General features: G+C 50.8%; 12 protein-coding genes. 7 read left to right on the top strand and 5 right to left on the bottom strand.

Going from position 1 to position 12,475, the window contains the following annotated elements; translation table 11 throughout:
* Positions 1-29 precede the first annotated feature (29 nt).
* Positions 30-782, bottom strand: coding sequence for a helix-turn-helix transcriptional regulator (locus tag LC084_RS15045; RefSeq protein WP_226572005.1), 753 nt, complete (start codon positions 780-782; stop codon positions 30-32).
* A 219-nt stretch (positions 783-1,001) separates the two neighbouring features.
* Here LC084_RS15045 and LC084_RS15040 point away from each other — a divergent pair, with 219 nt between their 5' ends.
* Genes LC084_RS15040 through LC084_RS15015 form a run of 6 tightly spaced genes read left to right on the top strand, consistent with a single transcriptional unit; the run spans position 1,002 to position 7,199 of the window.
* Positions 1,002-1,901, top strand: a complete 900-nt coding sequence (locus tag LC084_RS15040) for a proline iminopeptidase-family hydrolase (protein WP_226572004.1) — start codon at positions 1,002-1,004, stop codon at positions 1,899-1,901.
* Entirely contained in the window at positions 1,901-2,839 is a 939-nt protein-coding gene (locus LC084_RS15035) for an ABC transporter permease (RefSeq protein WP_226572003.1), read from the top strand. The genes LC084_RS15040 and LC084_RS15035 overlap by 1 nt, the downstream gene beginning before the upstream one ends.
* A complete protein-coding gene (locus LC084_RS15030) occupies positions 2,836-3,687 on the top strand; it encodes an ABC transporter permease (protein WP_226572002.1) in 852 nt (283 codons plus the stop codon). Before LC084_RS15035 ends, LC084_RS15030 begins: the two co-directional genes overlap by 4 nt.
* On the top strand, positions 3,684-4,667 hold the full coding sequence (locus tag LC084_RS15025) for an ABC transporter ATP-binding protein (protein ID WP_226572001.1): 984 nt from the start codon (positions 3,684-3,686) through the stop codon (positions 4,665-4,667). The genes LC084_RS15030 and LC084_RS15025 overlap by 4 nt, the downstream gene beginning before the upstream one ends.
* Positions 4,667-5,704 carry an ABC transporter ATP-binding protein gene (locus tag LC084_RS15020; protein ID WP_226572000.1) on the top strand — a complete coding sequence of 346 codons (1,038 nt, stop codon included), beginning with the start codon at positions 4,667-4,669 and terminating at the stop codon, positions 5,702-5,704. Before LC084_RS15025 ends, LC084_RS15020 begins: the two co-directional genes overlap by 1 nt.
* Positions 5,685-7,199: an ABC transporter substrate-binding protein gene (locus LC084_RS15015; protein WP_226571999.1), complete on the top strand. Its 1,515-nt coding sequence runs from the start codon at positions 5,685-5,687 to the stop codon at positions 7,197-7,199. Before LC084_RS15020 ends, LC084_RS15015 begins: the two co-directional genes overlap by 20 nt.
* A 205-nt stretch (positions 7,200-7,404) precedes the next feature.
* Here LC084_RS15015 and idnR read toward each other — a convergent pair whose 3' ends face one another.
* The 4 genes from idnR to idnD all read right to left on the bottom strand — a co-directional run bounded on the left by idnR (position 7,405) and on the right by idnD (position 11,716).
* Entirely contained in the window at positions 7,405-8,403 is a 999-nt protein-coding gene (gene idnR / locus LC084_RS15010; RefSeq protein ID WP_226571998.1) for a DNA-binding transcriptional regulator IdnR, read from the bottom strand.
* Between the two features lie 95 nt (positions 8,404-8,498).
* Positions 8,499-9,818, bottom strand: a complete 1,320-nt coding sequence (locus tag LC084_RS15005; protein WP_226571997.1) for a gluconate:H+ symporter — start codon at positions 9,816-9,818, stop codon at positions 8,499-8,501.
* A gap of 79 nt (positions 9,819-9,897) precedes the next feature.
* The gene (gene idnO / locus LC084_RS15000) at positions 9,898-10,662 is read right to left on the bottom strand and encodes a gluconate 5-dehydrogenase (protein WP_226571996.1); all 765 of its coding nucleotides are present in this window, start codon (positions 10,660-10,662) and stop codon (positions 9,898-9,900) included.
* Positions 10,663-10,684: 22 nt separating this feature from the next.
* Positions 10,685-11,716, bottom strand: a complete 1,032-nt coding sequence (gene idnD / locus LC084_RS14995; RefSeq protein WP_226571995.1) for an L-idonate 5-dehydrogenase — start codon at positions 11,714-11,716, stop codon at positions 10,685-10,687.
* Positions 11,717-11,930: 214 nt separating this feature from the next.
* On the opposite strand from idnD, the gene LC084_RS14990 reads away from it, so the two are divergent.
* A complete protein-coding gene (locus LC084_RS14990) occupies positions 11,931-12,449 on the top strand; it encodes a gluconokinase (RefSeq protein WP_226571994.1) in 519 nt (172 codons plus the stop codon).
* Positions 12,450-12,475: the final 26 nt, after the last annotated feature.

Below are 12,475 nucleotides of genomic sequence, written 5' to 3'. Positions count from 1 at the left end.
GCAGTGAATACTAGTAAAAATGCTAGTTCTTAACTGTCCAGTAAACGGTAGTGCAGTGCACGTACCACTGCCTGAACCCGGTTATTGGCACCCAGCTTCTTCGCCGCGGTGTTCAGGTGCAATGTTACGGTGGCGACTGAGCGGTGTAACTTGCGGGCGATTTCTTTGGCAGTTAGCCCTTCTGCGGACCAGGCCAGGCATTCGCGTTCGCGGTTGCTGAGTTTGACATGGCGGCAAGTCAGCATTGATGCATCGAATAGCGGAAATGCGCTTTCCTGAAAACGGTGGGCGATAAAGGTCAGTTGCGCCAGGCTGTCCATGACATCCCGTTCCTGATGAGGTGCCGTCAGAATCCCGGTCAGGGTAACAAAACCCCCCTGAGGCAAGTGAAGCGGTACAGTCGCCCCACAAGGCATATCGTGGTCGCGCATGTAATGGGTAACCGGTTCATGCTGGTCGTTAAGCCGCCCGCGCAAAGATGTGTAATCCGGGCGTTGATAAGACCACACAAAAGGCGCGCAGCTTTCCAGTGCGCAGTGTTGTACTGGGTCAACCTGGTAATAACCCTGGTCGCACCAGCGTTGGCGCATATCTTCCGGTACGTTGTGCATCCGTAACAATGATGGCGTGATCAGATCCCCTTCCAGTGAACGGGGGACCGGTGTGTAGTCATAAATAACAGCGTCAAAACCCAGCGTCTGTGTCTGGTCGAAAAGTGCAGTGAACGCATCATCCAGTCCATTGGGAAATGATGAGCCAGGGTGCTGAATAGCTGGTTGCATGTTCCCCTCCATTTCCTGCCTGTGCCGTGAGCGGCATGGTTTGTGCAAAACCTTTTCAGTCTGTAACGCTTTATATGCAAATACAGTGCCATGAGTTGCATGTTTTTTGTACTGGCGCGACAGGCAAAACTAGTATTTTTGCTAACTGTTCAGTGGCGGGAGAAGCCGTTAGCGTAAGAAAAACACCCGCAAATTGAATGACGGGCACCGGAGGAAAAGATGTGGAGCGAAATTCAGCCAGATAAACGCCATGATATTACGGTTAATGGCTACAACGTGGTTGCCTGGGAGTTTGGGGAAGGTGACGACGTGGTACTTTGCCTGAATGGTGGGCCTGGGTTGCCCTGCGATTACTTACGTGAAGCACATTCCTGCCTGAAACAACAAGGTTACCGGGTGGTGGCTTTTGACCAATTGGGTACCGGACAATCAGACCGCCCAGAGGACCCGCGTTTCTGGACAATGGAGCGCTATGTTCAAGAGGTTGAAACGGTACGCCGTGCGCTGAATCTTGGCAAAGTCCATTTGTTGGGGCATTCGTGGGGCGGTTGGCTGGCGATTGAAGTGGCCTTGCACCATCCCGGTGCAATTCGTAGCCTGATTCTCGAAAATACCGTGGCGGATATGCCCCATTTGGTGCAAGAGCTAAATCGCTTGCGCGAAGCTCTGGGGCCAGAAACGGTTGCAATGATGCAGCGTTATGAAGCGCTGGGCTGGTTGGATCACCCGCAATACCAGGCTGCGGTCACTTTGCTGAATTACCGCCATGTTTGCCGTCTTGATGTCTGGCCCGCACCAATAAAACGCTCGCTGGATAACTGGAATATGGGGCCCTACGAAACCATGCAGGGGCCGAATGAGTTTCTTTATACCGGTAATTTAAAAGACTGGGACCGCAGTGCTGATTTGCACATGATTAAGGTTCCAACCCTTATTACCACCGGCCAGCATGATGAACTGACTCCCGCCTGTGCAATGAAAATGAAACAGGGCTTGCCCCAGGCGGAGATCCATGTGTTCCCCAATAGCAGCCATATGCCGTTTTATGAAGAACCCCAGGCCTATTACCCGGTCCTGCTGGATTTTCTTGAGCGCCAGCGTAACAGCGGAGGTGATTGATGCACCGTTACCGGTTCCTGCTGTTTCGCCCCCTGCAACTGCTGCCTGTGCTGTTGGGGATAAGCATTATCACCTTTGCCATGGTGCGCGCCATTCCGGGTGACCCGGCACGAATTTTATTAGGTGTGCGCAGTACCCCCGCAGCACTGGCCCGTATTCGTGCCCAGTTTGGTCTGGATGAACCTTTATGGGTGCAGTATCTCTATTTTTTGCGCAACTTGCTTCATGGTGAGCTGGGCAAATCCATTGTTTACCGGGTTGATACCCTGAAGTTGATTGGCTCCCGACTGGAACCGACAGTCTGGCTGGTGGCAGGGAGTGTCCTGTTGGCAATCATTATTACTGTTCCACTGGCTGCCATGGCTGCGCGCCACCGTGGCGGCGTGTGGGATCAATGCATTCGCTTGTTTACCACCGCCGGGCTGGGCTTTCCCGCCTTCTGGCTGGGAATAATGATGATAATCGTGTTCAGCGTAACGCTGGGCTGGTTTCCGGTTTCAGGTTATGGCGATGAACTGACTGAGCGTTTGCACCACATGGCATTACCGTGTTTTACGGTTGCGCTGGCGTTATCGGCAGTGCTGATTCGTAATCTTCGTGCCAGTTTGTTGATGGAGATGGGCAGTGATTATGTGGTGGCAGCCAGAGCCCGCGGCCAGCGGGAATCACGCATCTTCTGGCGGCATGTGTTACCGAATTCGCTGGTACCGACCATCAACCTGTTAGCTGTCAATATTGGCTGGCTGATTGGCAGCACGGTAGTCATCGAAAGTGTGTTTGCCATACCCGGAATGGGGCAGTTGCTTATTAAAGCGATTTTCAGCCGCGACTACATGGTGGTGCAGGGTGTGGTGATTGTCTTTGCTCTGGCAACCGTCACCGTTAACTTGCTGGCGGATGTGCTTACCGTTGCACTGGATCCGAGGGTGAAACTATGAACCTGACTTTGCCTGCAAGTGTGGCTCAGTGGCGCCGCCGGTTTATTCCCCGCCAGCATGCACTGGTGGCGGGTGCCTGTATTATCGGGTTGTGGTTGCTGGCGGCAATTCTGGCCCCGTGGCTTGCTCCCTTTGACCCGATTAACCAGGACCCATCTGTAAGCCTGGTTCCCCCTGGCAGTGCCCATTTGTTTGGTACCGATAACTTCGGGCGCGATATTTTTTCCCGCGTGGTGTGGGGCGCGCGCGTGGATCTGCAAATCTGCCTGCTGGGGGTGATTTTCCCATTCTCGCTGGGAACGATACTGGGGGCGCTTTCTGGCTACCTGGGCGGTGTGGTGGATGCAGTAGTAATGCGTGTCATTGATATCGTCCTGGCTTTTCCCTTCCTGGTTCTGATGCTGGCAATCATCGCCATTCTGGGGCCGGGGCTTGGCAGTTTTTATATTGCGATGGCAATGGTGGGCTGGGTGTCTTATGCCCGCCTGGTGAGGGCGCAGGTGTTAACCATGAAACAGCGTGATTTTATTCTCGCCGCACGCAGCCTGGGATACAGCCACACCCGTATTCTGTTTCGCCACTTATTACCCAACGCGCTGACAGGCGCACTGGTGTTCTCCATGTCTGATTGTGTGCTGGTTCTGCTTAATGGCGCTGCGGTGAGTTATCTCGGGTTAGGCGTTCAGCCGCCAACAGCCGAATGGGGCGTGATGGTGGCAGAAGGGCAGAGTTTTATGACTACTGCCTGGTGGATAACGACATTCCCTGGGCTGGCAATTGTGTTACTGGCTATGGGGTTCAGCCTGCTGGCAGATGGGTTAGGTGACCGGTTAGGAGAACGCGTATGACGTTACTGGATGTCTCACAACTGACCGTGACAACCGCAAACCAGGTAACACTGGTGGATGGCATTAGCTTTCGTCTGGCGGAAGGGGAAATGTTAGGCCTTGTTGGGGAAAGTGGGTCGGGTAAAACGGTGACCTGCCGTGCGCTGATGCGCTTGTTACCTGGGCAGGGGCTGCGCATTAGCGGGGGGAGTATCACCCTTGCCGGGCGTGATCTTGTTGCTCTGAATGAGGCGCAGATGGCGGGTGTTCGTGGGCGGGAAATCGGTATGATTTTCCAAAACCCGACCAGCCACCTCAACCCGGTGATGACAGTCGGTGAACAAATTGCTGAGAGCCGCCGTTTGCACTTTGGTGCCAGCCGCAAGCAGGCGCGGGCGGATTCACTGGATTTTCTGCGCCAGGTGGGCATTCCTGACCCACAAAACCGGGCAAAAAATTACCCACATGAGTTTTCTGGCGGTATGCGGCAACGGGCAATGATAGCGGTTGCGCTGGCGGCTGAGCCACGCCTGCTGATTGCCGATGAACCGACTACCGCGCTGGATGTTACTGTCCAGATGCAGATCCTGCGTTTGTTGAGTGACTTACGCAGCGAGCTGGGTGTGGCAGTGATAATGATTACTCACGACCTTGGGGTGGTGGCGCAAACCTGTGACCGTATTGCTGTGATGTATGGCGGGCGGCTGTGTGAGGTTGGAGGAAAGCGCGAAGTGCTCCACCATGCGGCGCACCCATACACACAAGGGCTGATTGATTGCCAGCCACAAAGTGAAGGCAGTGCCGGGCACTTGAAAACCATTCCTGGCCAGCCACCGGTTGCTAATCATTTTCCCGAAGGGTGCCGGTTTCACCCGCGTTGTCAGGCTGCCAGTGAAGCCTGCCGCCATCAACAACCTGCACTGCACTATACACAGAATAGCCTTGCTCATGCCGCGGCCTGTTTTCACCCATATCAACCATTAACACAGCGGGAGGGGTAATGGCGAAACAGGAAAGCTGGCCGCTTTTGGAAGCGGAAAACCTGAGCGTAACTTTTCCTGCCGGAGGCGGTTGGGGCCGTGCGCGTCGTGTTGTACATGCGGTGAATCAGGTGAGCCTGACGATTTCGCCAGGTGAAACACTGGGGCTGGTGGGCGAATCAGGTAGCGGTAAAAGCACTTTAGGCCGGGCGCTGCTGCAACTGGAACGCCCGGCAAGCGGCGAAGTACGGTTTGACGGTATGCGTATTACCCATGGGTTACGTAGCGATGTTGCCCGGCTGCGCCAGCAAACAGCCATGATTTTTCAGGATCCTTTTTCATCACTGAACCCACGACAGACTATTGGCGAAAGCATTGCTGAAGTGTTGCGGGTACACCGGAAGGTTCCCACAGAGGATATTGTCGGTCGAGTGGATGAACTACTGACATTAGTGGGATTAAGCCCCATGCAGGCGGCATCCAAACCCGCCCAACTTAGCGGTGGGCAGTGCCAGCGAGCGGGTATTGCCAGGGCGCTGGCCATAGAGCCGCGCTTAATTGTGGCAGATGAATGTGTGGCTGCGCTGGATGTCTCTATTCAGGGGCAAATCATTAATTTGCTGATGAGTTTGCGCGAGAAAATGGGGCTGGCGATTCTGTTTATCGCCCATGATCTGGCTATTGTCCGCCACCTGTGTGACCGCGTGGCGGTGATGTATTTGGGGCGCATTGTTGAGCAGGGGCCGTCTGAAACGGTGTTCTCTCAACCGCGCCACCCGTATACCGCTGCTCTGGTAGCGGCGATTCCCGAAATCGACCCGGATAAACCGCTCCCTGCCCAGCCACTGGGCGGTGAGCCACCCAGCCCAATAGCTATTCCGGCTGGGTGTGCGTTTCATCCGCGTTGTCCGTATGCCCAGGCACAATGTTGCACTGGCGCACCACCACAGACCCGGCATGTTGCCGACCATAGCTGGACCTGCGTGTTAGCCCATGCAGGCGAAGAGACTGTATTTCCGTTGACTGGGGGAGTGTTGAATGAAGCGCAAGCACGTTAAATTGGCAGCAGCAGGGTTATTGTTGGCGTTGAGCGCCGTGAGTGAACTGGCGCAGGCTGCCGGTATCTTAACCATTGGCCGCCGTGAAGACAGTACAACGTTCGACCCGATTAAATCGGCGCAGAACGCGGATAACTGGGTGTTCTCTAATGTGTTCGACCCACTTATTCGGGTAGATAAAACCGGCACCAAACTTGAGCCAGGTGTGGCGGAAAGCTGGACGATTTCACCCGATGGTAAGGTGTATACGTTTAAAATCCGTGATACCAAGTTTTCCGATGGCTCACCTCTGACTTCTCACGATGCGGCTTTCAGCCTGTTGCGTATTCGTGATAACGAAGGGTCACTGTGGCGCGATTCCTACAGTAATATCGCCAAAGTGGAAACCCCGGATGACCGCACGCTGGTGATTACCCTGAAAGCGCCTGCCGCACCTTTCTTGTCGCAACTGGCATTACCGAATGCATCCGTTATTTCAGAAAAAGCACTGAAAACGGAAGGGGAAGACGAGTTTGCTGAAAAACCTGTTGGTTCCGGTGCATTCCGGGTGAAAGAGTGGGTGCGCGGCGAGAAAGTGGTTCTGGAGAAAAACCCACTATTCTGGCAGGCGAAAGATGTCAGCCTGGATGGGGTCGAGTGGCTGACCATTCCGGATGATAATACCCGTATGCTGAAAGTGCAGGCTGGTGAACTGGATGCCGCACTCACCGTGCCATTCTCGCGTATTGCTTCATTGCAGAAAGATAAAAATCTGACTGTCGAGTTGGATCCTTCCACTCGTGAAGATCACTTGCTGATCAACCATTCACACGGCGCGCTCGGTAAAGTTGCTGTGCGCCAGGCGCTGGATTTCGCTATTGATAAAGACGCGATTGTTAAAACGGTGACCTTTGGTTACGGCCAGGTGGCGAACTCCTATATTCCTGCCGGTGCGTTGTACCACTACAGCGATAATCTGCGTCGCCCTTATGATCCGGAAAAAGCCAAAGCAATGCTGAAAGCTGCCGGGGCTTCAGATTTGACGCTGAATTATGTCGTGAATGCCGGTGATGAAGTGGATGAGCAAATCGCTATTCTGCTGCAACAGCAACTGGCGAAGGCTGGGGTGAAAGTGAACTTGCAGAAAGTGGATCCAAGCCAAAGTTGGGACATGCTGGTGGCCGGTGAATACGATATTTCTGTAATGTACTGGACTAACGACATTCTGGATCCTGACCAAAAAACCACATTTGTGTTAGGCCATGACGCCAACATGAACTACATGACCCGCTATCACAACGAGAAAGTGAAAGCGCTGGTTGCTGCAGCTCGTTTGGAAATGGATCCGAAAAAACGTGAGCAGATGTATATCGATCTGCAAAAAATGGCGAAAGCCGATGTGAACTGGATTGATCTGTATTACAGCCCGTACCGTAATGTCAGCCGTAAGAACATTAAGGGTTTCTACCAGAACCCGTTAGGCCGTTTCTTCCTGGAAAATACAGTTAAAGAGTAACGGTTTTATCCTTAAATGGCGCCGTAATGGCGCCATTTTGAGTCTGATGACAAACTTCATGTCTGCACAGAACGATAGGATGTCACCCAATGAAAAACCAGGAAAATCAAATCATTGATTTTCGGCTGCTAACTAAAAAGAAGGAAAAACCACGCTTTTCCCTTCTTTTTCATCAATCTGAAAATGGCGCCGCGATGGCGCCATTTTACAAGGTATCACCCATATAAATTTGGTAGCCCAAATCAACACTGTCACCCACGATTTCGTCATCCACTATTTTCTTCAACAGCATTTGCGCTGCAGTGCGCCCAATGTCAAACCGTGGAGTAATCACACTGGCAAGGCTTGGTATCATGCGCTTACCCATTTCCAGCCCGTGAAAGCCAGCAATTGACAGGGTTTGTGGTACACGAATATTTTGCATGTGGCACCACAGTAATGCGCCCATTGCAATGTCGTCGTTGGTGCAAAATACACCGTCCAGATCAGGATATTGTGCCAGTGCATCTTGCAGCATCTGGGAACCAAGGTGAATTGATGAAATAGAGTGCGGGTTGATGCGCAGGCAAGGTAACCCGGCCTCGACCATGGCTTCACTGTACCCTTGAAAACGTTGTTCATCCCTGACATCGTCTTTGGAACCAAGGTAGGCTATTTTTTTCCGTTGGCGCTTTTCCAGCATGGTATTTACCATATCGTAAGCGGCCTGTTTATTGTTAAAACCCACTTCCATATCCAGCCTGTTACCCTGGGTATCCATTACTTCAACTACTGGAATTTGCGCCGCTCGCAGGAACTTGCTGGTACGCACTGTGTGGTGTTTTTCACTGAGAATGATACCGTCAATATTGTAAGAGAGCAGGTTGATAACCTGCTCTTCTTCTGAGTGTTGGCAGTAATTGTAGTTAGCTATCAGTGTCTGGTAATTATGGCCTGATGTGACAGATTCTATACCGGCCAGAATGTCGGAAAACAGTTGATTTTGAAAGGAAGGAATCAGGATGCCAACAGTATAACTCTTGGCATTAAGCAGCATTTCTGGTGCCCGGTTAGGCACGTAGTTTATTTCTTCAATGATGCTGGCAATCTTTTCTCCGGTCTCGCGTGAGACTTTGTGCGGCGTACGCAGATAGCGGCTGATGGTCATCTTGGTGACACCTGCCAGCGTAGCAATATCCTGCAATGAAATGCGATGGTTTCTCATGATGTTTGAATAACATTCGCCTGCCAGTGGAATGAGCCGGGTGGCAAAATCAGGCTACCGGATACGGTGCGTGCCATAACCACCCGTTGTCTGTATCAGTGGATTATTGCATTAATGGCCAGAACTCCGGCCAGGCCCATCAATGAAATCAGGGTTTCCATGACGGTCCAGGTTTTCAATGTTTCTGTCACACTCAGGTTAAAATAACCTTTAAATAACCAAAAACCTGGATCATTCACATGAGAGGCGATAACGCTGCCTGAACCGGTTGCCAGCACCATGAGCGCTGGGTCTGCGTGTGTGACACCAATAATAGGCAGCACAACACCTGCAGTTGTAATTGCTGCAACCGTTGCCGAGCCCAGAGCAATACGCAGTACAGCCGCTACCGCCCAGCACATCAATAATGGCGAGAGTGTGGTGCCACTCATCAGATCAGCAATATATTTCCCCACACCGCTATCTACCAGGACCTGCTTAAATGCGCCACCGCCAGCAATAATGAATACAATCATCGCGATAGCGCCAATAGAATCGCTGGTGATGTTCATCACCTGTTCCAGCGTTCGGCCATTGCGTAAACCCAGGGTAAAAACAGCAATCACAATAGCAATAAATAAGGCGACAGCTGGGTTACCAACAAACTCAAAGAATACACGGACGGGATGCTCTTTGGGCAGGGTAATCTCACAAATAGCGGCAATCGCCATCAGTACTACAGGGATAATCGCGGCAAAAATACTGCTCCAAAAACCCGGCATTTCTTCTTCGGTGAAAATATGTGGGTTGAACAATCCTTCCGGGGGCGTTTTTTCATATTTGGTAAGAAAACGTGAAAAAATAGGACCAGCAATGATTACGGTTGGGATAGTGATAATTATGCCGTACAGCAGGGTTGTGCCCAGGTTTGCATTATAAATAGCGGCAATGGCTGTTGGGCCGGGATGGGGCGGTAAGAAACAATGGGTGACGGACAGAGCGGTTACCATCGGCACGCCGACATAGAGCAAGGGCAAACGCGATGCTGCAACAACGGTGAATACCAGCGGCAACAAAAGCACAAATCCTACTTCGAAAAACATGGCCAGCCCGACGACTAACCCGGTAATCACCAGGGCCCACTGAACGCGTTCACGGCCAAATGCGTGGATGAGTGTTGTTGCAATACGTTGTGCCGCGCCTGTATCTGAAATCAGGCGTCCCAACATTGCACCAAACCCTAAAATCATGGCTAAACCACCAAGGGTGCCGCCAATCCCGGATTGAATAGAATGAATGACATCGTGAGCAGGCATTCCTTCGGCAAAACCCACAACGGTCGCAACAAGTATCAGGGCGATAAAGCCGTTGATTTTAAAACCAATCATAAGCAGTAACAGCAGCGCTACGCCTATGGCGATAATAATCAGTGGCATGATGTTTTATCTCTTTTATGGTTAACCGGGCGGTGAGTAAGGCCGCCCGTAAAAATGGGGAACGGGTGGAAAAGTAAAATCAGACAGCGACCAACATGCCGCCATCGACAAACAGCAGGTGGCCGTTTACAAAGTCGGAGGCTTTTGCTGACAGGAAAACCGCAGCACCGATTAACTCTTCAGGGTCGCCCCAGCGTGCCGCAGGTGTGCGTTTGCATAACCAATCGGTGAACGCCTGGTCATCAACCAGTGCCTTGGTCATTTCAGTTTTGAAGTAGCCTGGTGCTATGCCATTGACTTGAATGTTGTAGCGGGCCAGCTCGACGCACATTCCGCGAGTGAGCATTTTTACTGCGCCCTTGGATGCCGCATAAGGGGTGATGGTGTCCCGGCCTAATTCGCTCTGCATAGAACAGATATTGATAACTTTGCCTGCTTTGCGTTCCATCATGTGGCGAGTGACTGCCTGAGAAACCAGAAAAACAGCAGTTTGGTTAACGGCGATAACATCATTCCATTCCTGTTCCGGAAATTCAGTGAATGGGTGGCGACGCTGAATACCGGCGTTATTAATCAGTACATCAATGGGGCCAATATCTTGCTCAATCTTGCTGATGGCATTATCAATATCGGTTTTATTAGTGACATTAAAGGCAACCGCATTGGCTGTATAACCGGCTTGTTTTAGTTTATTCGCCGCCGCCTCTGCACGTTCCTGAGTAGTATCATTAACGATAATTTGTGCGCCATATTTCGCCAGGCCATTTGCCAGTAAGAAACCAATGCCCTGGGCCGAACCAGTAATAAGAATACGTTTTCCCTGTAGAGAAAATAAATCGTTCATTATGTCATGTCCTGTATCGGTGTTAGAAAACAAGTTGGACTTTTGCTGCTCTGGTTTTGTCGCCTGCAAATTTCAGGGCATTTTCCAGATCAGTGAAGGGATATTCCGCAGACAGCAGCGGGAGTGGGTTAATTGTCTTATTGCTCAGCCAGTTGACGGCAGTGGCAAATTCAGTGGTGAAGCGAAACGAGCCTTTCAGTGACAGTTCTTTGGCAATAATATTCATCAGTGGGAAGTCTGGAATATTACTGCCCATACCGACTTGCACTAACGTGCCGCGGGCACGGGTAACGGCAATACAGCGTTGTACCGATGCAGCATTGCCTGAAACTTCAAAGGCGATATCGAAATACCCTTTATCTTCTTCCCAGGCGGTGAAATCACCTGTTTTGGCATCGATAGCTTGTGTGGCACCCATCTCTTGCGCCAGATGACGGGAACGTTCACTGATGTCAGCGCATACCACTTCAGCCGCGCCAAGAGTACGGACAGCAGCGGTAATCAGGCACCCGATTGGCCCTACGCCCGAGATAAATACGCGTTTACCTTCTAAATCACCAGCCTGGTGAGCGGCATGAATAGCCACAGCAAGGGGTTCAGCAAAAGCGACGACTTTATCGTCGGCTTCTTCGGAATAAGGTATACACTGCGCAGTATCAACGACTTTATATTGTGTGAACCCACCATCAACATGAGGAAAATACATAGCACTGCCGAAGAAACGCATGGTGGTGCACTGGTTTTCTTCATGGTTAAGGCAATATTTACACTTCCCGCAAGGGCGAGATGGATTAATGGCAACTCGTTGCCCTTTTTTTAATACAGGTGAGTCTGTTGCAACGACCCGGCCAATAACTTCATGCCCAAGGATCATAGGTTGTTTAACCTGAAAATTACCCACTTTGCCTTCTTGGTAATAATGAAGGTCTGACCCACAAATACCCCCGCGTACTATTTCGACTAATGTTTCGTTGTTATTCCAAATAACATTCTGCTGAATAACAGATACATCTTCTTTGCCTGAAACGACACAGGACTTGGTCGTAATTTCCATGATGTTCATTCTCTGGTTGGTTTTGACGCAAATCATTAAAACGCGAATTTTTGGTGTTTATTTGTGACTGTCGTCACGTTACATGGTTGTTACAAAACTATGTTACGCATAACGTGATGAAGCCATAACTTCTGAAATACGAATAAAAAAACGGTGCACGGTAGTGGATGAGGTGAGTTAATATTCGGGTAATTCAATCGCTGGGAGTGAAATAATGGCGGGGAAAAGTATTATTTTAATGGGTGTTTCTGGTAGTGGTAAATCCTTGGTAGGGACAAAATTAGCACAGCAGTTACCAGCAAAGTTTATTGATGGCGACGATCTTCACCCCCGGAATAATATTGATAAAATGTCGCGTGGTGAATCGTTAAATGATGATGATCGTTTCCCTTGGTTAGCAAGGCTAAACGATGTTTCTTATAGTCTTTATAAGAAAAATGAAGTGGGTATTATTGTTTGTTCATCGTTAAAAAGAATTTACCGCGATAAATTACGTGAAGGCAGCCCGAATATTATCTTCCTGTGGCTTAAAGGCGATTATGAAACCATTCGCTCGCGCATGGCTGGCAGGGCAGGGCATTTTATGCCAGTTGCTTTATTGCAAAGCCAGTTTGCCACGCTGGAAGAGCCCCAGGATGATGAACCTGATGTGTTTGCTGTAGAGGTGAATGCGCCTGTTGAAGAGGTGACTGCACGTTGCATTGCTGTGTTGCAGAACCTTAACCCAGCCTGAGTTCAGGCCCGCAGATACGCGGGCCT

It is taken from the genome of Mangrovibacter yixingensis (assembly GCF_020523985.1).
Taxonomy (GTDB): domain Bacteria; phylum Pseudomonadota; class Gammaproteobacteria; order Enterobacterales; family Enterobacteriaceae; genus Mangrovibacter; species Mangrovibacter yixingensis.
Note: the sequence above shows the minus strand (reverse complement) of the source record. Positions and strands in the feature narration are given on the sequence as shown.